General features: G+C 57.5%; 20 protein-coding genes. 6 read left to right on the forward strand and 14 right to left on the reverse strand.

Annotated features, from left to right (window positions below):
- Positions 1 to 14: 14 nt before the first annotated feature.
- Genes ACTG34_RS02535 through ACTG34_RS02550 form a run of 4 tightly spaced genes read right to left on the reverse strand, consistent with a single transcriptional unit; the run spans position 15 to position 4,001 of the window.
- The gene (locus ACTG34_RS02535) at positions 15 to 2,051 is read right to left on the reverse strand and encodes an ASKHA domain-containing protein (protein ID WP_439103466.1); all 2,037 of its coding nucleotides are present in this window, start codon (positions 2,049 to 2,051) and stop codon (positions 15 to 17) included.
- Complete coding sequence (locus ACTG34_RS02540; RefSeq protein ID WP_439103467.1) at positions 2,048 to 2,623, reverse strand: pseudouridine synthase; 576 nt, start codon at positions 2,621 to 2,623, stop codon at positions 2,048 to 2,050. Before ACTG34_RS02540 ends, ACTG34_RS02535 begins: the two co-directional genes overlap by 4 nt.
- Positions 2,624 to 2,661: 38 nt before the next feature.
- Positions 2,662 to 3,648 carry a methyltetrahydrofolate cobalamin methyltransferase gene (locus tag ACTG34_RS02545; protein WP_439103468.1) on the reverse strand — a complete coding sequence of 329 codons (987 nt, stop codon included), beginning with the start codon at positions 3,646 to 3,648 and terminating at the stop codon, positions 2,662 to 2,664.
- Between the two features lie 53 nt (positions 3,649 to 3,701).
- Positions 3,702 to 4,001 (reverse strand): virulence factor, encoded by a 300-nt coding sequence (locus ACTG34_RS02550; protein WP_439103469.1) that lies wholly within the window; start codon positions 3,999 to 4,001, stop codon positions 3,702 to 3,704.
- Positions 4,002 to 4,171: 170 nt separating this feature from the next.
- On the opposite strand from ACTG34_RS02550, the gene ACTG34_RS02555 reads away from it, so the two are divergent.
- Entirely contained in the window at positions 4,172 to 5,287 is a 1,116-nt protein-coding gene (locus ACTG34_RS02555; RefSeq protein ID WP_342842377.1) for a Ppx/GppA phosphatase family protein, read from the forward strand.
- Positions 5,288 to 5,368: 81 nt separating this feature from the next.
- Here ACTG34_RS02555 and ACTG34_RS02560 read toward each other — a convergent pair whose 3' ends face one another.
- Together ACTG34_RS02560 and hemB are read right to left on the reverse strand one after the other, a co-directional pair.
- On the reverse strand, positions 5,369 to 5,926 hold the full coding sequence (locus ACTG34_RS02560) for a YSC84-related protein (protein ID WP_062215287.1): 558 nt from the start codon (positions 5,924 to 5,926) through the stop codon (positions 5,369 to 5,371).
- A gap of 141 nt (positions 5,927 to 6,067) precedes the next feature.
- The gene (hemB, locus tag ACTG34_RS02565; RefSeq protein WP_062215285.1) at positions 6,068 to 7,066 is read right to left on the reverse strand and encodes a porphobilinogen synthase; all 999 of its coding nucleotides are present in this window, start codon (positions 7,064 to 7,066) and stop codon (positions 6,068 to 6,070) included.
- A 148-nt stretch (positions 7,067 to 7,214) separates the two neighbouring features.
- Here hemB and ACTG34_RS02570 point away from each other — a divergent pair, with 148 nt between their 5' ends.
- Positions 7,215 to 7,742, forward strand: a complete 528-nt coding sequence (locus tag ACTG34_RS02570) for a hypothetical protein (RefSeq protein ID WP_062215283.1) — start codon at positions 7,215 to 7,217, stop codon at positions 7,740 to 7,742.
- A 5-nt stretch (positions 7,743 to 7,747) separates the two neighbouring features.
- Positions 7,748 to 11,245 carry a transcription-repair coupling factor gene (gene mfd, locus ACTG34_RS02575; protein WP_439103470.1) on the forward strand — a complete coding sequence of 1,166 codons (3,498 nt, stop codon included), beginning with the start codon at positions 7,748 to 7,750 and terminating at the stop codon, positions 11,243 to 11,245.
- Here the strand turns inward: mfd and ACTG34_RS02580 are convergent, their stop codons facing one another.
- The 3 genes from ACTG34_RS02580 to ACTG34_RS02590 all read right to left on the reverse strand — a co-directional run bounded on the left by ACTG34_RS02580 (position 11,246) and on the right by ACTG34_RS02590 (position 13,693).
- Positions 11,246 to 12,445: a multidrug effflux MFS transporter gene (locus ACTG34_RS02580; protein ID WP_439103471.1), complete on the reverse strand. Its 1,200-nt coding sequence runs from the start codon at positions 12,443 to 12,445 to the stop codon at positions 11,246 to 11,248.
- Between the two features lie 81 nt (positions 12,446 to 12,526).
- Entirely contained in the window at positions 12,527 to 13,057 is a 531-nt protein-coding gene (locus tag ACTG34_RS02585) for a methyltransferase family protein (protein WP_439103472.1), read from the reverse strand.
- The gene (locus ACTG34_RS02590) at positions 13,058 to 13,693 is read right to left on the reverse strand and encodes a DsbA family oxidoreductase (RefSeq protein WP_439103473.1); all 636 of its coding nucleotides are present in this window, start codon (positions 13,691 to 13,693) and stop codon (positions 13,058 to 13,060) included. It lies immediately after the preceding gene.
- A 278-nt stretch (positions 13,694 to 13,971) separates the two neighbouring features.
- Between ACTG34_RS02590 and ACTG34_RS02595 the strand changes: the two genes are divergently transcribed.
- Positions 13,972 to 14,196, forward strand: coding sequence for a hypothetical protein (locus ACTG34_RS02595; RefSeq protein ID WP_439103474.1), 225 nt, complete (start codon positions 13,972 to 13,974; stop codon positions 14,194 to 14,196).
- Positions 14,197 to 14,377: 181 nt separating this feature from the next.
- Here the strand turns inward: ACTG34_RS02595 and ACTG34_RS02600 are convergent, their stop codons facing one another.
- The gene (locus tag ACTG34_RS02600; protein ID WP_439103475.1) at positions 14,378 to 14,521 is read right to left on the reverse strand and encodes a hypothetical protein; all 144 of its coding nucleotides are present in this window, start codon (positions 14,519 to 14,521) and stop codon (positions 14,378 to 14,380) included.
- 2 nt (positions 14,522 to 14,523) lie between these two features.
- The gene (locus tag ACTG34_RS02605) at positions 14,524 to 16,338 is read right to left on the reverse strand and encodes an extracellular solute-binding protein (RefSeq protein WP_439103476.1); all 1,815 of its coding nucleotides are present in this window, start codon (positions 16,336 to 16,338) and stop codon (positions 14,524 to 14,526) included.
- A gap of 392 nt (positions 16,339 to 16,730) precedes the next feature.
- On the opposite strand from ACTG34_RS02605, the gene ACTG34_RS02610 reads away from it, so the two are divergent.
- Positions 16,731 to 17,504: a 3-hydroxybutyrate dehydrogenase gene (locus tag ACTG34_RS02610; protein ID WP_439103477.1), complete on the forward strand. Its 774-nt coding sequence runs from the start codon at positions 16,731 to 16,733 to the stop codon at positions 17,502 to 17,504.
- A 27-nt stretch (positions 17,505 to 17,531) separates the two neighbouring features.
- A complete protein-coding gene (locus tag ACTG34_RS02615) occupies positions 17,532 to 17,846 on the forward strand; it encodes a pentapeptide repeat-containing protein (RefSeq protein ID WP_439103478.1) in 315 nt (104 codons plus the stop codon).
- An 87-nt stretch (positions 17,847 to 17,933) separates the two neighbouring features.
- On the opposite strand, the gene ACTG34_RS02620 is transcribed toward ACTG34_RS02615, so the two are convergent.
- From ACTG34_RS02620 to ACTG34_RS02630, 3 genes are all read right to left on the reverse strand, one after another.
- Positions 17,934 to 18,881 carry a D-ribose ABC transporter substrate-binding protein gene (locus ACTG34_RS02620; RefSeq protein WP_439103479.1) on the reverse strand — a complete coding sequence of 316 codons (948 nt, stop codon included), beginning with the start codon at positions 18,879 to 18,881 and terminating at the stop codon, positions 17,934 to 17,936.
- A gap of 98 nt (positions 18,882 to 18,979) precedes the next feature.
- On the reverse strand, positions 18,980 to 20,026 hold the full coding sequence (locus tag ACTG34_RS02625; RefSeq protein ID WP_439103480.1) for an ABC transporter permease: 1,047 nt from the start codon (positions 20,024 to 20,026) through the stop codon (positions 18,980 to 18,982).
- A 23-nt stretch (positions 20,027 to 20,049) separates the two neighbouring features.
- Positions 20,050 to 21,594, reverse strand: a complete 1,545-nt coding sequence (locus ACTG34_RS02630; protein WP_439103481.1) for a sugar ABC transporter ATP-binding protein — start codon at positions 21,592 to 21,594, stop codon at positions 20,050 to 20,052.
- Between the last annotated feature and the right edge of the window lies 1 nt (position 21,595).

Here is a 21,595-nt window from a genome sequence, read left to right on the forward strand (position 1 = left end):
AAGGCCGCCTTTGGTTAGCGCCGTGCGCGGCGGCGTGGACGGCCACCGCCACCGCCCGCGTTAAAATCAACATCGGGGAGCGGCACCACCGCACGCAGGCCGCTAAAGGGCGCGGTTGCATGGGGAATGGCGTTGGCGGCGACGAAATGCTCTTGGAATCTCGGCTCGATTGCAGTCTCGATCTTGGTGATTTCATGCACAAGCGCCTCGACCTCGCGCCGCGCTGCCGCGTTCAACAGCGCAATCTGCGCCCCTGTCCCTGCGGCATTGCCCGCCGATGTGACGTGTTCAAGCGGACAGTCGGGGATCATCCCCAGAACCATCGCGTGTTTGGGCGAAATATGTGCACCAAATGCGCCCGCAAGCACCACGCGCTCAACTTCATCTGCGCCAAATTCATCCATCAGCAACCGTGCGCCCGCATAGAGCGCCGATTTCGCCAACTGGATGGCGCGAATATCACCTTGGGTCACTTCGATCACTGCGCCCCCCTCGGCGCTGGCGTCATGCAAGAGGTAGGAATAGGTGCGGCCTGAGGCGCGCAAGCGCTCCGTACCCGTGGCCTCGGCTGATCCGATCAACCCGTTGGCATCGACCAGACCCGCCATGCGCATTTCCGCGACGGCCTCGATAATGCCCGACCCGCAGATGCCCGAGACGCCAGATACAGCGGTTTGCGTGGCAAAGTCAGGATCGGTCGACCAAAGGTCACAGCCGATCACCTTGAACCGTGGCTCTTTGGTTATGGCGTCGATTTCCACGCGCTCTATTGCGCCGGGGGCAGCCCGTTGACCGCTTGAGATTTGTGCGCCCTCGAATGCGGGGCCTGTGGGGGATGAACAAGCCAAGACACGGGATTTGTTGCCTAAAATGATCTCGGCATTGGTGCCGACATCGACAATCAACGTGAGGGGATCGACTTTTTGCGGGGCTTCCGAGAGCGCGACAGCGGCGGCATCCGCGCCCACATGGCCTGCGATAAGCGGCAGGATATAGACCTGTGCCTCATCTGCGAGCGTCAACCCGATGGTGCGCGCAGGCAGGTCCATGGCCGAATTGGTCGCAAGCGCGAACGGCGCCTGACCCAAGGGTGTCGGATCAAGACCCAACAACAAATGATGCATGACGGGGTTCATCACGAACACCGCCTCATAGATGTCAGCCGTGGTGAGATCCGCTTCGGCCACCAACTCGGCGGCGAGCGTGTTCATCGCCTCGCGCACCGCGCGGGTCATCTCGCCCGCGCCGCCTTCGTTCATCATCGCGTAGGACACGCGGCTCATCAGGTCCTCGCCAAAGCGGATTTGCGGATTCATTACGCCACCCGAGGCCTTGACTTCGCCTGTCACAAGATTGGTCAAATGCGCGGCGATGGTGGTCGATCCAAGGTCCACAGCCAAGCCGAACAGCGCAGGCTCGGCAAAACCCGCCCAGACGCCGATCACCTGTGCCGCACCGTCGCGGGCGGTGTGAATGGCCACGGTTGCCTTGTACTCGGCGGCGATCAGCGCGGTTTGAAGTTTGGCGAGCATGGCAAGGGTTAGCGTGGCGCCCGTGATGTTCCATTGCTCGGCCAGCGCGGCTTGGGTGCGTTCCCAGTCGCCCGTGGGGGCGTGCATATCGGCGGGCTCGACCTCGATATAATAAAGCCGCGTTGCGGGGTCCATTTCGATGTGGCGCGTGGTTGCGGCCTTGCGCACCACCTGTTTGTGGACCTGACTTTCGGGCGGCACGTCCAACACGATATCGCCCTGAATACAGGCCTGACAGCCCAAACGCCGCCCCGTTTTGAGGCCGCGCACACGGTCGTAGCGCTCCTCAACCGAATTGAACGCGCTCAGCGCATCCTCTGACGCGGTGATCCCGTGTTTGGAGTGGTCGCCAAAGGCAGGTTGCACCTGACATTTTGAACAAATCCCGCGACCGCCACACACACTATCAAGGTCCACACCCATAGAACGCGCGGCCTCCAACACGGACGTTCCCGCAGGGACGCGGGCGCGTTTGCCGGACGGGGTGAAAACCACCAATGGGTCTTGTGAACTGCTCATAGCGTATCCCATGCGTTGCGTGGATCGGCGTCGCGCCATGCGCCGCTGTCGATCCCGTCGAGTGTATATGGCCCGATGGCCACGCGGATCAGGCGCAGGGTTGGAAATCCGACATGGGCCGTCATACGGCGCACCTGTCGGTTCTTGCCCTCGGTGATGGTCAATTGCACCCAACTGTCGGGCACGGATTTGCGGTAGCGCACGGGTGGCGTGCGCGGCCAAAGCCAGTCGGGGGCCTGCACACGCGCGGCGCGGGCAGGGCGGGTTTGACCGTCCTTGAGCATCACGCCACTGCACAAGGCGTCAATCGCCGCTGCGTCAATGTTGCCTTCGACCTGCGCCAGATAGGTCTTTGGCATCTTCGATTTCGGGTTGGCAATGCGGGCTTGTAGCTTGCCATCGTCGGTCAACAACAACAGGCCCTCGCTATCGCGGTCAAGACGTCCGGCGGGGTACACGTTCCGCACATCGACAAAATCGGACAGGGTGCGCCGCGTGCTGCCCTCCAATCCCTTGTCGGTGAACTGGGAGAGCACATCGAACGGTTTGTTCAAGGCGATTAACCGTGTCATCTGTGCGCTCCCTTTATGGTGTTTGCCCGAGTATGGGATTAACGGCGACGACGTCCGCCACTGCGACGCCCGCCACCTGATCCTGCAGCGGCCGCCGCCGTGGAGGCCTCGGCAAAGGTGGCGCCCTCGGCCACCGCATCAACGATACGGCTAAAGCTGATCCATTTTGCGCCGTCCGGATCGTGATCCATGAGCAAGTTGGCCGCACGGATCGCTTCCATCTCTTGCAACCGCACAGGGTTCATAATGGCTGATGTCATGCCCGCACCAATCGCCATGGGCAAGAACGCGGCATTGATGCCGTGGCGCTGTGGCAGGCCGAACGAGACGTTGGACGCGCCGCAAGTGGTATTCACACCCAATTCGTCGCGCAAACGGCGCACAAGCGTGAACACCTGTTGGCCCGCAGTGCGCATCGCACCGATGGGCATCACGAGCGGGTCCACCACGATGTCATGGGCGGGAATGCCGAAATCTGCAGCGCGCTCCACAATGCGTTTGGCCACGGCAAAGCGCACATCAGGATCCTCGGAAATCCCAGTGTCATCATTGGCAATCGCCACCACAGGCACGTTGTATTTCTTAACAAGCGGCAAAACCCGCTCAAGGCGCTCTTCCTCGCCCGTCACAGAGTTCAAGAGCGGACGGCCCTCGGCCATTTCCAAACCGGCCTCAAGCGCATCTGGCACAGAGCTGTCGATGCACAGTGGCACGTCAACAATTGCTTGAATGCGGGCGATGAGGTCACGCATCAGCGGCGGCTCGACAAAGTTGTTGTCGGCGTAACGGGGGTCTTCGGCCATCTTGTTGGAAAACACCGCGCCCGAATTGATGTCGAGAATATTGGCCCCACAAGCAACCTGTTCAATCGCGTCACGTTCCACCGTGGAGAAATCACCCAGCTCCAGTTCGGCGGCAAGTTTTTTGCGCCCCGTGGGGTTGATGCGTTCGCCGATGACGGCAAACGGCTCGTCAAAGCCGATGATGACGGTCTTACTCTTGCTCTCGATCACTGTGCGGGTCATGTTATTTGTCCTTTGGGTGCGGGCCGTGTGGCCGCGCAAAATATGCGCAAAATTTAGGCGGGCGCGTGCCCGTCATTGTTCACAAGCGCGATCAGGCGCTCTTTGTCATAGGCGGCGTCCAGTTCGGCCACTTTGGCGTCCACGGCCTCTTGGCCTTCGCCCTCAACCGCGATCACCACATCGCGCCACTCGGCGATATAGGCGTCTTGGTCGGTGGCCCCGATGCGCATGGCGACACGGTCGATGGCTTGCTCAAAGCGTTCGGGCAATACCGCACGCAATGCTTTGCGTCCACGGCCCATGCGTACTTGGGCAGGAATATCGCGCCAGTAAATAATTGTCATATCGGTCATGTGTTTTAGCCCTTGTTGTCGAGAAACAGACTTAGGCCAAGCGGGCATTGGGGGAAAGGGCTTGGTATCGGAAAAATCTTCATCACGTTTATGAACGAGGGCCATCTGATCTCTTGCGAGGGAACAAAAGCACGCGTAGTGTGAACCCAACTTGAAATGGAGGGCGTGTTATGGCGCCCAAGCGTCCCTATGGTGCGGGCGCGTTCCCGAAACCGGTTGAGCCACCCGTGCCTCAAACCGCAGATCGAGAAGAGCTATATGCCGCTCTCGATCTCGGCACTAATTCGTGTCGCATGTTGATTGCCCAACCAAAGGGCAGTCAGTTCCATGTGATCGACAGTTTTTCAAAATCCGTCCAGCTCGGGAACGGGCTGGAGGCGTCTGGCCGTTTGTCGCGTGGCTCGATCACGCGCACCATTCAGGCGTTGCGGGTGTGCCGCAAGAAACTTGATAAACACAAAGTCAAACGCATGCGTCTGGTCGCGACCGAAGCCTGTCGGCGTGCCAAAAATTCACGTGACTTTTTGCGCCGCGTCCAGCGTGAGACGGGGCTGACCCTCGAGATCATCAAACCCGAGGAAGAGGCGCGTTTGGCGGTGATTTCATGCGCGCCGTTGGTGTCGACCAAGACCGAACAACTCTTGGTCGTCGATATCGGCGGGGGGTCCACCGAACTTGTGTGGATTGATCTAAGTGCGGTTCCAATGGCGGATCGTCCGCGCGCGATTATGCGGCTGCACACAGGGTTCACGCCTACGGAACGTAGCATTTTCCCGCATGCCAAAGTCGTGGACTGGATTTCGGTGCCGTTGGGTGTCGCCACCTTGATGGAGCAGTTTTCGGATGTTGAGGATGATAGCGCGCGGTTTGCGTTGATGTCGTGGTTCTTTGAGGAAAAGCTCGCGGATTTCACGCCCTATGCCAACGAGCCCGCTCGTGACGGGTTCCAGATCATCGGCACATCGGGGACCGTGACAACCGTGGCGGCCTCGCACCTTGGCTTGCGGCGCTATGATCGCAACAAGGTCGACGGGCTGCGCATGTCGTCCGAGCAAATTGATAGTGTGATCCGAGATTACTTGCACCTTGGCCCTGTGGGGCGGCGCAATGATCCGCGCATCGGGCGCGACCGTCAGGCATTGATTATGTCGGGTGCCGCGATCCTTCAGGCGCTATTGCGGATCTGGCCCACAGACCGCTTGTCGGTGGCGGATCGGGGGCTGCGTGAGGGGTTGCTCTACGCACAGATGACTGCGGACGGCGTGCTTGAGGAGGCGCTCCCTTAGGAGAGAGGCGTTTAACAGCGCTCAGACATGAAAAAGCCCGCCGTAGTGGCGGGCTTTCATATGTCGAATAAATCCAAACTGTTACGGGATTATTCTCGTGTACTTTGTGCCCTCAATGGTCGCACCAGCGCGCAGGCCCGCTTGACCAAAGACCACACCAATTACGGGTGATAGCTGTGTTGTTGTGTCTGCCGACATCTCTTCGCCACGGTTGGAAATCGCATATTCGATATCCGCGCCCGCGGCCCATCCTTGGGAATTGCGGAAGTCTTGCAACGATTGTTCGGTCATAAAGAACAACACGTGCGCGTATTGCTGCGCGCCAATTTGCAGACCGATCGAGGCCTGAGCAGAGGAGTAATAATCGACCGATGCGCCGCCGACGCGCAATGCACCGCGCCCATATGAGCCGCCAACGCCAAAGCCGGCCTCGGTCACCAACGGCATGACCAACTGGCCCACGGATTTGTCACGAAGATCGCTTGTACCGGGGTAGTTGGAATAAAGCTCGTTCAGGGTACGATCAACGCGCGCGTCGATCACCGCGCTGCCGGTTGAGTTTAAACCATTGCCGCATGCGGTCAAAACAGCTGCGCTACCAAGGCCGATCAACAACGATCGGCGCGAAAAATGTGTCATGGGACTGCCCTTATAGTTACTGCCAGTTTCGAGCTCTCAAGGCTCTTTGGAGAGTATTATGGCGCAATTTTCATGCGCTGTCATTGTCTTATGTACAGGCGGGCCCGTTTGGGTGGTCCCCCGCCGATTCACGCACATGCGTCAGGCGTTTAACAGACGCGCGGCATCGCATGCAAAGTAGGTTAAAATGCCGTTACAGCCCGCACGTTTGAACGCCATCAGGCTTTCCATCATGACCTTATCGCGGTCCACCCATCCGTTTTGAGCGGCCGCGACCAACATCGCGTATTCGCCCGACACTTGGTAGGCAAAGGTCGGCACGCCAAAGGTGTCTTTAACGCGGCGACAGATGTCGAGATAGGGCATTCCGGGTTTCACCATCACCATATCCGCGCCCTCCATCAGGTCGCGCTCGATCAGGCGCATGGCCTCGTCGGAGTTGGCGGGGTCCATTTGATAGGTGTTTTTGTCGCCTTTTAAGGCGCCAGATGCGCCCACTGCATCACGAAACGGTCCGTAAAACGCCGAAGCGTATTTGGCGGCATAGGACATAATCGTCACCGTGTCGTGCCCGTCCGTCTCAAGTGCGCGGCGAATAGCGCCGATGCGTCCGTCCATCATATCGGATGGCCCGATGATATCCGCACCAGCCTCGGCCTGCGCCACCGCCATTTTCACAAGCGCCTCAACCGTCATGTCATTGACGATTTCACCATTCACAACAAAGCCGTCATGGCCGTTAATGTTATAGGGATCAAGCGCCACATCGGTCATAATCGCCAAATCCGGCACTTCGGCTTTCACGGCGCGAATGGCGCGGTTCACAAGGTTGTCGGGATGCCATGCGCCCGCGCAGTCCTCGGTTTTCAACTCAGGCTCGATGTAGGGAAACAGGCAGATGGCGGGAATGCCAAGGCCGTGTGCCTCAACCGCTTTGCGCACCAAACGGTCAATGGTCAGCCGCTCGACACCGGGCATGGAGGGGATCGGCGTGGCGTCATCCAGACCTTCGCGCACAAACACCGGCAAGATCAGGTCCGATACCCCAAGCGCGTTTTCACGCACAAGCCCGCGAATGGCGTCCATTTTACGGGTGCGGCGCAAGCGGGTCAGCGGGAAGGGGGCGGTGGAACGGGTCATGGCGGCTCTTTCGCGTGGGTGTATATATGCACCACTCAGGTGACATGGTTTTTGCCGCTCATCAAGGGTAGGAATCGCCGCGCAGCCACGCTAATGTCGCGCCAATCAGGGCATCGCGCCCGCAAATTCGCCCAAAAGAGCAGTCATCGTGAGTATCTGGCAAACCATTTTCGAAGTCATCGATATGCGGTCGTTTTCTAATCTTTGGTATTGGATCGCCTTGGCCGTGCTATGGTCGACCGCGTCCCACTTTGTGCTCGGCGTGCCGTTCGATTTGGCGCAAAAAGCGTTAAAACATGGCGGTGAGCGCATGCAGGATCTCGAAGATCTTGTTCGTATCAACGTCAACCGCTTGGGCAATATCGCAGAGATTTCCGGCCTCGTCATTGTGGCCATGGCCTCGGGTGGGTTGACCATCTTGTTTGCGCTCGGGGTCTTTTACGATGTCGAGTTTGCACAAGCCGTCTTTCTCATGGCCTTTCCAATGACGATTGTGTTCTTTTTGAATATCCGCACGGCGAAACGCATTTTGGTGAATGCGCCGCGTGGTGAGGCCTTGGTGGATGTCTTGCGGCGTCACCGGCTAAAAACGCAAATGATCGGCATGTTATTCATCTTTATCACGGCGATGTGGGGCATGTATCAAAACATCGTCACAGGACCGCTTGGCGGCTAGACGCAGTGGCTATCGCATCCAAATCCAACACCGCTCATGTTCAGATTGGCGGCGCGCCAGAGGGGTTTGACGCCTATCTTCTTGCGCGCGAAGTGGCCAAATCCGACGCCCCTGTGATCCACGTGGCCCGCGATGACAAACGTCTTGCGGCGCTCAAGGCGGCCCTTGCGTTCTTTGCACCCGATCTGCCTGTGATCGACTTTCCCGCGTGGGATTGTCTGCCGTATGACCGGATTTCGCCCAATGCCGATGTGTCCGCCTCCCGCATGGCGACCTTGGCCGCGTTAGCGCATGGGGCGATGCCCAAACGCTATGTATTATTGACCACATTGGCCGCAGCCACACAGCGTGTTCCCGCCAAAGAGACATTGGACGGGGCCGCGTTTTCACTGCGCAAAGGTCAGCGGGTCAACGAGGAGGCCTTGCGCGGCTTTTTTGTCCGTATGGGGTTCACGCAGGCGCCAACCGTTGTCGAACACGGTGATTATGCCATTCGCGGCGGCATCATTGATGTGTTTCCACCGGGCCATGATGCGCCGGTGCGTCTCGATTTCTTTGGGGATGAATTGGACGGGTTGCGCCGCTTTGATCCCGCGACACAACGCACCACCGAGACACTCGATGCGATCACATTCACGCCTGTGTCTGAGGTCATTTTGGACGATGCGGCGATCACGCGGTTTAGGCAAGCCTACCGGATCGAGTTTGGAGCCGCTGGCGCCGACGATCCCCTCTATGAGGCTGTTTCTGCAGGGAAAAAGCATGCAGGCCTTGAGCATTGGTTGCCGTTTTTTCACGACCATTTGGCCACCTTGTTTGATTATACGCCAGAGGCGACAATTGCATTGGATGACCAGACCACGGCGGCGCGGTTGGCGCGGTGGGACGGAATTGCCGATCAATACGACAGCCGCCGTGAGGCGATGACCTCGAAAAAGCGCCTTGATAGCGTGTATAAACCCTGTCCGCCTGCGTTGCTTTATCTGGATGATGCGGCGTGGGAGGCGGAAATTGCGGGCCGTAGGGTTCTTCATTTTCACCCCTCGGCGCAGGCCACAGGTCTTGGTGTTATTGATGCGGGTGGCCGCATTGGCCGCAACTTTGCACCCGAACGCCAACAAGAAAAACTAGATCTTTTCGGGGCGTTATCCGAGCATATTCATGCAAAACGTGAGAATGGTCATGTGGTCATGGCCTCATGGTCCGAGGGCGCGCGCGACCGGTTGCAGACGCTGCTCGAGGACCAAGACCTCGTTGATACGACCCTGATTTCCGATTGGCGCGATGTGCCGTCCGGAAAGGGTGGCGTGTTCTTAACCATTTGGCCGCTGGATGAAGGGTTCGAAGCCCCAACAGAGGCCGCGGATCACGTCACGGTCATCTCGGAACAAGATGTGTTGGGTGACCGCCTCATCCGACGACCTGGCCGCAAAAAGCGGGCGGATAATTTCCTCACAGAGCATTCCGCGCTTTCGGCGGGAGATTTGATTGTTCACGTGGATCACGGGGTCGGGATTTTTCGGGGCCTTGAGATCATCACCGCGTTGGGTGCGGCGCATGAATGCCTGTTGTTGGAATATGCGGGCGGAGACCGTCTCTACCTTCCTGTTGAAAACATTGAACTTCTGAGCCGTTATGGCAACGAAGAGGGGTTGCTCGACAAGTTGGGCGGCGGCGCGTGGCAGTCCAAAAAGGCCAAGCTGAAAGAGCGCATTCGTGAGGTCGCTGAAAAGCTGATCCGCATCGCCGCCGAGCGTCAGTTGCGCAAAGCGGATATTTTGGTGCCACCCGATGACATGTGGGAGGCGTTTTGCGCCCGTTTTCCCTATGATGAAACCGATGATCAGCTCAAAGCGATCGAGGACGTGTTGGACGATCTGGAGGCGGGTCTTCCGATGGACCGTCTCGTGTGTGGCGATGTCGGGTTTGGCAAAACCGAAGTCGCGATGCGCGCGGCCTTTGTTGCGGCGCTTTGTGGTCAGCAGGTTGCGGTGATCGCGCCGACCACATTGTTGGCCCGTCAACACTATCGCTCTTTTGCCGAACGCTTCCGTGGCTTTCCGATCAATGTGCGCCCGATGTCACGTTTTGTGAGCCAAAAAGAGATGACGCAAACCCGCGAGGGGCTTTTGTCCGGCGAGGTTGATATCGTCGTTGGCACCCATGCCTTGCTTGCAAAAAACGTTAAGTTTCATGATCTTGGCCTGTTGATTGTCGATGAGGAGCAACGGTTCGGCGTGACGCATAAAGAGCGCCTGAAGTCGATGAAATCCAACATCCACGTCCTGACGCTATCGGCCACGCCGATCCCGCGCACCTTGCAAATGTCGATGACGGGCGTGCGTGATTTGTCGATTATCGGCACGCCGCCCGTCGACCGTTTGGCCATTCGCACCTATGTCAGTGAGTTCGATACAGTGACGATCCGCGAGGCCTTGCTGCGCGAGCATTACCGTGGGGGGCAGTCCTTTTTCGTGGTGCCTCGCATCACCGATATCCCTGAAATTGAACAGTTTCTGGCCGATAATGTGCCCGAAGTCCGCTTTGTCGTTGCTCACGGCCAGATGGCTGCGGGTGAGCTTGATGACCGGATGAACGCCTTTTATGACGGCAAGTATGATGTGCTGTTGGCCACCACAATCGTGGAGAGTGGCATTGATATTCCGACTGCCAACACGATGGTCATCCACCGCGCAGATATGTTCGGCCTATCACAGCTCTACCAAATTCGCGGACGGGTCGGGCGCGCCAAAACCCGTGCCTATGCTTATTTGACAACCAAGCCGCGCGCGCCGTTGACCGATGCCGCGCGCAAACGGTTGCGTGTGTTGGGATCGCTCGACACCCTCGGTGCAGGCTTCACGCTTGCCAGTCAGGATCTCGATATTCGCGGGGCCGGCAATCTGGTGGGTGAGGAGCAATCTGGCCACGTCAAAGAGGTCGGGTTCGAGCTATATCAATCCATGCTCGAAGAGGCGATTGCCAAGATCAAATCTGGCCAAGAGGGTGTGACGCTGGACGATGATGGCGCATGGGCGCCACAAATCAATCTCGGCGTTCCTGTATTGATTCCAGAGGTTTACGTGCCTGATCTTGATGTTAGATTGGGTCTGTATCGCCGCTTGTCTGGGTTGCACACCAAGGTCGAGCTGGAGGGATTTGCGGCGGAATTGATTGACCGGTTTGGAAAATTACCCAAAGAAGTCAACACGTTGCTACTCGTTGTTCGCATCAAGGAAAAATGCCGCGCCGCAGGGATTGCACGTCTTGATGGCGGTCCGAAAGGCGCGACGATCCAGTTCCACAATGACAAATATGCAAATCCGGTGGGTTTGATGGAGTTTATCCACGACCAAAAAGGGCAGGCAAAGGTCAAAGACAACAAGATCGTTGTCCGCCGCGATTGGAAAACCGATCGTGACAAGATCAAGGGCGCGTTTGCCATTGCTCAAGACCTTGCGCGCCACGCGAAGAGCGCCACGCAAGTCGCTAAAAAGAAATAATTATACCTCTGCGTCCACGGTGCGGCGCAAGAGGAGATATGCGATGAGCGAGCAGATCAATGTGCCGAGTGTCAGCGGTATGACCGTGCCGTTAAAGGCCAATCCAATGGGCGCCGCGATCAAAACTGCGCCGATTGTCGATATCCCTTGGACCAATGAGGACGCGATCCCCGCGACATGGCCCAAACGTTCGAGTGACAGGGCGATGATATTGCCAAAGGTGACGCCCGCCATGAAAAACACCGAGACGGACCAGATAAAGAACACCGGAAATGCGAGGGCGTCAGGCAAGAGGCCGGAACCGATCAGGGCAAGAACGACCGATGATATAGCGATTTGGCCGATGTAGGCCGAAAGTGCGATACGGCGCATGCCAAGGCGCACCACGTATTTGGCGTTCATCAGGGTTCCGACGCCCGAAATCAGGGCTTGTGCGGCGAACCAAATTGGAAAACTGTCCGTTTTATCAAATACTTCGCCGTAGATTTGTTGAATGGAGGACAAGAGGCCAAACATTTGACCAAAGCCGAGCATGAGTACAAGGGTGTAGATCTGGACGGAGCGGTGCGAAAACGTCTCTTTCGTGCCCGCAATCAGGGTCGCCATGGAGAGCGCGCGGCGCTCCGCTTTGGGCAATGTCTCTTCTTGGCGGATGATCAGCCACAGCCCTGACAGGGCAGCAAACACAACGAAAGATCCAAAAATGCCACGCCATCCGAACCCGAGCATGATGAGCGAGCCAAGTGCAGGGGCGACAGCGGGCACCAGAATGAAAATCATCATGATAAACGATGAAATGCGCGCCATTTCGCGCCCTTTATAGAGATCGCGGATGAGGGCCATTGTGACCACGCGCGGGGCTGCGGCACCCAACCCTTGGATCACGCGCGCGGCAAGCAGGGTTTCAAGGGTAGGGGCGGTCGCCGCCAAAACGGCTGCGGCGGCATAGACGGTCAATCCGCCAATGATAACGGCTTTGCGGCCGAAGCGGTCTGACAATGGCCCGTTGATCAGTGTGCCCAGCCCCAATCCCAAGACAAACGCGGTCAGGACCAGTTGGGCGCGATTGACATCATCGGGCGTCAACTCGGACGCAATCAACGGAATGCCAGGTAGCATGGAGTCGACGGACAACGCCACGGTGGCGGTGAGCATGGCCATGAGGGCAACAAATTCGGGTTGGGCTAACTTACGGGGCATGACTAACTCACATATGGGGTAGACGCACCCTATGGGTGCCGCTTGGGTATGAAAAGGCCGCTTGGGGTGCGGGGGCTGTGCTTATGTGTGCGTGGGGTGGTGCGCATTGAGGTGCGCGGCCTCAACACGTGCGGCAAAGGCCAATGCAAGACAGCCAAGTGCGGCAATGAGGACCGCATGTGGCGCGCCTGCAATCAGGGCCAAGCCAACAAAGGATAGCCCTTGGCCGATATATTGCGGATGAGCGGTAAGGGCGTAGGGGCCACGTGTGCAGCGCGCCGCGGGCCACCCTGATGTGGCCTTAAGGCCCAATGTGGACGTGGCCCATGAGTGAAACAGTGATCCTGAGATGGCAAGAGTGCCGCCGATGCCCCAGCGCACAAAGGCGGACAGGTCCAATGTATTGCCGACACTGGAGCCAAGGCGCACAAGGCTGATGTAAATGACAATTGTCAGGCCCCATGACCAAATCACCGTCAATATGCTCGGCTGGCGTGGTGGCCAAAGGCGCGTGGCGGGATGGCGTGCAGCATGGGTCAAAACCGCAATCCACCCCAGTGCGCCGATAAGGCCCAACGCGAAATCAAACGCATATGGTGCGGCGGCGCTCATTTAGTCGGCGGCCTCGGCCAGTTCGTCGATCACTTTGATCCACAGGTCCGTGGCTTGCGCGCCCGGAACAGCGTGTTGGTTGGCCACAACATAGAGCGGCACGCCAGAAATTCCGCGTTCGCGGGCGTGTGCATCGCGCGCGCGGATCATGTCGGTGTCCTCGTCGGTGGACAAAAGGCGCGTCACGAGACTGGCATCCATACTCATGCTATCCGCGATATCGGCAAGGGTTTCTGTGTCCCCGATGTCGCGCCCCTCATGGAAATATGCGCGGTAGAGGGCGGCGACGATCGGGGTCTGCATACCCTCGATACCCGCCCAATGGATCAAGCGGTGCGCATTGAGCGTATTGGGGGTGCGTTTGATTATACCCAGATCAGCCTTTGGCAGCTCTGCGCCCATCGTCTCGACGATAGGGCGGTAGGCGTCAATCGCGCCCTGAACGCCGCCGAACTTGCCCTCAAGATAGGCACGCCGGTCCATGCCTTGCGCGGGCATGTCGGGGTTGAGTTGGAACGGATGCCACTCCACCACGAACTGATGGTTCGGGCGGGCTTCCATCGCGCGGTCAAGGCGGGCCTTGCCGATGTAGCACCATGGGCAGATCGGGTCGTGGAAAATATCAAGTTTTATCATGGGCTATGACATAGCGTGGCGCGGGGTGGTTGGCGAGAGAATAACAAAAGGAAAACGTTCCGCGCGCTCACATTTCGGGCGCACGGCGATGTTCCTCTTGCCCTACATCTTGTGTTTGGATGAGGTTTGCAACTTTGCAAAGTGGCGATGTTTTGGGTTTGTTCGCGTGGCGTTCTGGCGAAGTGTGGCGTGGACTTGTAACAGTCGCGGCGCTTTTCGGGCGATGAGAAATGTGGTTAAATAGCTGCAAGGATTGAGTTTTTAAGAGGTTCCCTCCCATGGCATATGTTTCCAACGACCGTTTCTCCACCGTACAAGGCCGCGCCAAACATCTCGGACACACAAAGGTGTCCAGACTTCCCGTAGTGACGCTTGGACTTGGAGCTGTAGCATCCCTCGCAATCGCAGCAGGAGCCTTTAACTGGCTTCCCGTTCAAACCAGTATCACCGATGAGTTGAGCAATATCGAGTTCCTCACCGGCACAGTCGACGGCACGCACTAACTGCGTGCTCCGATCAGGGCAGACAAGATGTCACGAGCAGTGATCCTCCCCCTGTCTCATCTGCCCCAAAGAGCCCCCGAAGATGCGGTAAACAGCATCCGGGGGTTTTCTTATGTCCCGCGAGCAAAACGGCTAGCTCTGTGAGCGGACGCGATGAAGGATACGGCGTATTGGGTGGGGATTAGAACACCACACCGACCGCCGATTTTGTCACTTTGGTTGTGGCCTTTACACCCGTTTTTAGGGTCTTTCCCGCAACATAGGCAGGCGCGCAGGCGGTCAATCCAACCGCCAACGCCGCCATGACAATAAATTTTCGTACCATATCTATTCGTTCCAATACCAAACATCCGGTTGCCAGCCGATCCAATCGCCGTAAATCGGCAATGTCTGAGGGTAGGTCAGCTCTTTGGCATGGGCCACGCGTGAGATATTCCACTGATATATCGGGATGACATAGCGGCCCGCGGTCAACACGCGGTCCAGTGCGCGGGTCGCGGCGATAAAGTCGTCTTTGCTTTGCGAGGAGAGCATCGTCTCAATCAGACCATCGACGGCCTTTGATTGAACGCCCATGACATTGCGTGATCCTTCGATCTCGGCCGCCTCTGACCCCCAGTAGGTCTTTTGCTCGTTGCCGGGCGACAGGGATAGTCCGCGGCGAAACGTGGTCATTCCGAAATCAAAGGTGTCCGAGCGCTCCCGGTATTGGGGGCGATCGACAACAGTGATGGTGGGCGTGATGCCAATCTGGATGAGAGACTGCGTGTAAGTATCTATAATGGATTGATTTTCATCATCACCGGACTGCAATAGGATCTCAAAGGTATAGGGCGCGCCGCCTGCGTCTTTCATCACGCCATCTTGCACGGTGTAGCCTGCGTCTTTGAACAGACCCAAGGCGCGCCGTGTGGATTGACGATCATTGAGCGATCCCGAGGTGGCGGGAAACACATATCCCTCGAGTGTGTCGGGCGGCAGATCATCGGCGTAGGGTGCGAGCATCTGCGCCACGCGTCCCTCGGCAGGTCCGGACCTCATCCCCAATACCGAGTTGGAATAGTATGAAGTGATGCGCGATTGCTGTGATCCCGTTTGCACCTCGTTGATGTATTCAAAGTTGAACGCCTCGATCAGGGCCTGACGCACGCGCCAATCTGAGAACTGGGGCAGGCGGGTGTTCATCACAAATCCGGTCATACCAGACGGGCGTTCATGCGGGATGATGGATTTGATCACATCGCCGCGCTCGACGGCGGGGAAATCGTACTGATCATCCCACGTCTGCACGTTGAATTCGCGGTGGCTATTGAGTTCTCCCGCTTTAAAGGCCTCGATCACCAGTGAGGAATCCGCGAAGAATTCCCACCGGATGGTATCGAGATTGGCCTGTCCGCGCATAAACGGCACGTCTTTGCCCCAATAGTCGGGATTGCGGGTCAATTCGACAAACGTGCCCGCATCGTAATCTGTCACCGTGTAGGGCGCTGAGCCGATGGGGATTTGATCAAAGCCCGACTGAGTGAAATCTTTGCCCTCCCACTGTGCTTTTTGCAAAATGGGGCGCATCCCGACCAAAAGCGCCAATTCGCGGTTATCGGTGTTGAATGTGAACTTGACCGAGGCGTCACCGGTTTTCTCGATAGATGCAATTTGCCCCCACAGCGAAGCGTAGCGGCCATGACCTTCGGTTCCCAGTTTCTCGTAGGACCAGATGACATCCTCGGGCGTGACGGGGCTGCCGTCAGAGAATCGGGCCTCAGGGCGCAGGGTAAATTCGGCCCATGTGCGGTCCTCATCGGTGTCGATTGTCTCGCACAACAGACAATATAGGGTGAAAGGTTCGCTATAGGCGCGGCCCATTAAGCTCTCCGCCAACATGTAACGAAGCTGCCACGGCGAGGTGCCTTTTTGCACAAACGGGTTGAGGCTATCAAAGGTGCCGCCCTCGCCAGTGATGATCTTTCCCCCCTTGGGGGCTGTCGGGTCCGCGTAGGGCAGAGACACGAAATCTTGTGGTAGGTCGGGGGTGCCATACATAGCTATGCCATGCATCGGCTCGGCATGCACAAGGCTTGATCCCGCGATGAGCGCCAATGCGGCGCTTGTGGTGCGTAGCGCGTAGAAAATATTCGTTGCCATATCGAGAACAAAGCCTCCGTCCCGTTTGTTATGTGAGGGTTAGCCTAAGCGGGTGGATCAGTGAATTCAAACTTTTAGCTTGGAGTGGCCCGTTGAAAGGCGTATAAAGACATCACTGCTCGATAGGTTTCTTGCCTGTATGAAACCTGCCTCAATAACTTTGCGCCGGCCTTGTGCCGGCGTTTTTTTTGGCAAAATTTCCAAAACTGACCTTAGGTCGCCCCCAACTATGCTTGGACTTAGGGCGTGCAGTGGCCCCACCTAAAGCACACTCCAGATATGCCAAAGTTTCGCGCGGTTCGGGGCGATTTTGAACCGTGGCACCGATTCTCTCTTTGCATTGCGCGTCAGGACAGTAAAGTGCGCCGAAAGGGCATCGAATGGAGATCAACATGGACCTAAAAGGTAAAACCGCGCTCGTGACGGGATCCAATTCGGGGATTGGCCTTGGTGTGGCGCGCGAATTGGCGAAAGCGGGCATCAACGTTGTACTCAACTCGTTCACCGACAGCCAAGAGGACCATGCACTGGCGCAAAGCATCGCCACCGAGTTTGGCGTTGAGGCGCGCTATATCAGCGCTGATATGTCCAAGGCCGATGAGTGCCGCGACCTGATCACGCGGGCGGGTGTGTGCGATATTTTGGTGAATAATGCAGGCATTCAATATGTTGCGGGGATTGACGAGTTTCCCGTTGATAAGTGGGACGCAATTATTGCGATCAACATGTCCTCGGCGTTTCACACCACCGCCGCCGCCCTACCGATGATGCGCAAAGCGGGATGGGGACGGGTGATCAATATCGCCTCGGCGCATGGCCTGACGGCCTCGCCTTACAAATCGGCCTATGTCGCGGCCAAACACGGGGTTGTCGGCCTGACCAAAGTGACCGCGCTCGAAACCGCGCGTGAGGCGATCACCGCCAATGCGATTTGTCCAGGCTATGTGCTGACCCCGCTTGTCGAGGCTCAGATCCCCGATACGATGAAAAAGTATAACATGGACCGTGAAACAGTGATCCGCGAGGTCTTGTTAGAGCGTCAGCCATCAAAAGAATTTGCGACCGTCGAGCAGTTGGGGGGGACGTGTTTGTTTCTTGCCTCGGATGCGGCCGCGCAAATCACAGGAACGACACTTTCCGTCGACGGCGGATGGACGGCTTTATAACACTGGTAAATGGTAAGGATCACTCTCATGCACTCGAATGACCCACTCATCTTCGAAAATACGGGACTGGCTGGATCAAAGATCTCGCGATGTAATTTATCCCATACGGTTGTAACGGGATGTAATTTTCAAGGGACGATGATCGAAGATTGCAATATGGAGCGCCTGTCGCTGCATAACGCCAATCTATCGCGCAGTCGCATCGACAACGTTAACTATTCAAATGCGACATTGACCAACTGCAATCTCAAAGGATTTGCCATCCTCAATTGCGGCCTTGAGGGCATGACCATCGACGGGATTGCCGTGACTGACCTGTTGAAGAAATGGCACGAGGGTTGATCTGATAATCTCGTCCGCAAGGCACGATGATCGCCCTAAAAAAGAGGCGCCCATAAGGGCGCCTCTTTCTCGTGTGCTTGGGAGGTCTTAGTTGGACAGCGTAAAGGGCGCTGTGTAGTTGGCCACATTGTCTGATGTGATCAACAGGCAGTCGAACAACTGCTTTTCGGTTGCGACCATAGCTTCGCCGTTTTTGATGTAGTGATCGGCTTGAATAACCGCTTCGCGGGCGAAGACGGCAACAGGCTGAAGCACGGTATAGGCCATTTCTCCGGCGGCAACGGATGCAACCGCATCTGGTGAGCCGTCAAATCCGCCAACGACAACACCGTCGAGGCGACCCGCTTCTTTGAGTGCCGCAATCGCGCCAAGCGCCATTTCGTCGTTCCCTGAAATCACGGCATCAATTACAGGGTTTGCCTGAATAATTGATTGCATCTTGGTGTAGCCCTGTGTGCGGTCCCAGTTTGCGACTTCTTCAGCGACTTTGACGAGGTCGGGGTACTGGCTGAGCACGGTGTTGTAGCCGTTGGAGCGTGTCGCGGCGTTGTTGTCGGACGGGTTGCCAAAAAACTCGACATAGCTTGCGGCGTCACCGACGACCTCTTGCCAAGCGATTGCACCAAGGGCTGCGCCCTGTGCGTTGTTCGAGACCAACTGACCGATGGCCAAGCCGCTTTCGTTGATTTCCGCGTTCACGAGAAACACGGGAATGCCCGCTTCGGTTGCTTTGCGCACAACGCCCACGGAGCCGTCAGCGTTTGCAGGATCAAGAATGATCGCAGCCGCACCGTTGGTGATTGCCGCGTCAATGAGGTTCGACTCGAGGTTGGTGTCGCCAGTGTGAGCGGACACGGTGGCCTCGTAACCGAGCTCTTCGGCGGTTGCCTTGGCCACTTCGCCTTCGGTGAACCAATAGGGGTTCGCAGGGTCGTTGACGATAATGGAGATCAATCCATCGGCCCAAGCGGAGCCTGCCATCAGGGGCAGGGCTGTCGCTGCGGCGAGCAAAGTGCGTGTTGTAAACTTAATCATGTTGGTCTCTCCCTTTGGTGTCTAAATGCCGAAAGATCGGCGGGTTTCGTAGCGCTCCGTCCCATCGCAAGCGCGTACAAACTGTGGTGAGGGCGGCGCTAGGATGTGCGGCCTTTGCCCCCGTAATTGATGGAGTTAAGCAAGACGGCGAGCACGATCACCGCGCCTGTAAAGACGGTCTGCCAGTAGGACGACACACCCGTGATCACGAGGCCCGCGCCCAGAAAGACGATCACGAACCCGCCCAAAAGCGTGCCGCGCACGGTGCCACGCCCGCCCGTCAACGCGGCCCCGCCGATCACCACGGCGGCGATTGCGGTCAGCTCATAGGTCGTGCCTGCAGTCGGACCTGCGGATGTCAGTTGCGAGCTGAGGACAAGCCCCGCAATTGCTGCACAGACCCCAGACAAGACATAGACCCAGATCAGAACTTTGGAGACGGGCACCCCCGATAGGCGCGCCGCATTGGGGTTGCCGCCTGCCGAATAGAGCCAGCGTCCAAACGGGGTGCGCGACAGCAACAGATACACCGTGATGGCCACAAGGCTAAGTGCAAAGATGCTAATCGGCACGCCCCAAAGGCGGTTGAACCCAAGCCATTCAAAGCCAGTATTCCCCAATTCGGCACGCCCCGACAGGTTGTTAAACGTCAAACCATTGGTCATCAGCAACGCCGCACCGCGTGCCACATAGAGCGTACCCAGTGTGGCCACGAACGCCGGAACCTTGAACCATGCGACCAAGATGCCGTTGATCACTCCGACAAAGGCCCCCATGGCAAGGGTACACACCACCACGGCCCAAACGGGCAGATAGATGATAATTCCAAGGGACTCCAATTCGACGCCCTGCATCAAAAATCCCGCAAACACACCGCAAAGCGCCAATGTTGATCCAACCGACAAATCAATTCCGCCACTTAGAATGACAAGCAGCATACCGATCGCCAACAGGCCGAAAATGGCCACTTGTGACGTCATGATCAGAAAGTTTGGCAGGCTGAAGTAGTTGGGCGACAGCATTGAAAAGATAACGATAATTGCGATCAGCGCAAAGAACGCACGTCCCTCCAACAACAGGTAGCCAATGTCGAGGCGCCGCTTTGTGGGCGTGGATTGTGCCGCTTTTGAGGTCGTGTCCGACATGGTGCAAGCTCCTTGAGAGTCGATCAAGCAACCACAGCTTCGCCCGAGGCGGCCATGATCTCTTCTTTGGTGACGTTTTGGGTGAATTCGGCGGAGATGCGCCCACGGCTCATGACGATGATCCTATGGGCAATCGAGAGGCATTCGCCGACCTCGGATGTGGTGTATACAACGGCAATCCCTTGGCGGGCGCGCTCGGCCAATAGGCCAAACACTTCGGCTTTGGCACCGATATCGATGCCGCGGCTGGGTTCGTCCAAAAGGATTACACTGGGCGATGTGGCCAACATTTTGCCGATCACAACCTTTTGCTGATTGCCGCCCGACAAAGACCCGATCATTGCGTCCGGCCCATCGGTTTTGACGGTCACATCGCGAATGGTGTCGGCGATAATCACGTCCTCGGCGCTGCGCGAGGTGAACAAGCGTTTGGTAAAGGCGCGGATAGAGGCCAGCGACAGGTTCGTGCCGACACTCATGGTTTGCACCAATCCATCGCGCTGACGGTCTTCGGGCACCAAGACAAGGCCCGCGTCAATCCGCTGTGCAATCGTCAGTCGCGAGACATCTTGGCTATGGAGCAACACGTGGCCGTGCGCTGCACTCATGCGACCGGCGGCACATTCCATTAGTTCGGTGCGCCCTGCGCCCATCAAGCCGTAAATACACACCACTTCGCCGGCGTTCACGGTGAGGTTGAGCCGATCAACGGCAAGACCGGTGCCCGATGCGTCTGTCACGCTGAGGTCTTTGATCTCAAGGGCGGGTGCGCCAAACGCATAGCCCGAGGGTGGTGCGCCGAGGTCAAAGTTCTCGCCAACCATATTGCGCACAATCCATTCCAGATCGATCTCGCTGCGCGGTGCATAGGCCGTCATGGCCCCATCACGCAGCACAACGGCGTGGTTGGTCACTTGCAATGCTTCTTCGAGGTGGTGCGAAATATAGACGATCGAGACGCCGCGCGCCGTCAGATCGCGAATAACTTTGAACAGAACTTCGACTTCGCTGGCGGAGAGCGCCGATGTCGGCTCGTCCATAATCAAAATGCGCGAATTGACCGACAGGGCGCGCGCGATTTCAACGATCTGTTGCTGTCCAAGGCGCAAATCTTCGACGAGGGTGAGCGGATCGATATCTTCTTCGAGCTCTTGCATGAGGTTGCGGGCTTGGCGTTCTTCCTCGGCAAAATTGACGCCCGTTGGACCCGTGATTTCGCGCCCCAAAAAGATGTTGTCGCGCACGTTCATGTTGGGCGCGAGGCTCAGCTCTTGATGGATGATCGAAATGCCGAGGTTGAGCGCATCCGTGGTCGACGACAGTGTCACAGGCACCCCGTCCACCAAAATCTCGCCCGAGGTGGGCAATTGCACGCCCGACAGGATTTTCATCAACGTCGATTTGCCTGCGCCGTTTTCGCCAAACAACGTGGTGACTTGTCCGCGATGAATGTCGAAATTGACGCCTTTAAGCGCGTGCACCGCGCCGAAGGATTTGGCGATGTTGCGCGCGGCCAATACGACTTCGGCCGTGTCGGGCGTGGCCGTTGGGACGTCGATATGTGACACA

The organism is Celeribacter marinus (assembly GCF_965656515.1).
GTDB lineage: Bacteria > Pseudomonadota > Alphaproteobacteria > Rhodobacterales > Rhodobacteraceae > Celeribacter > Celeribacter marinus_D.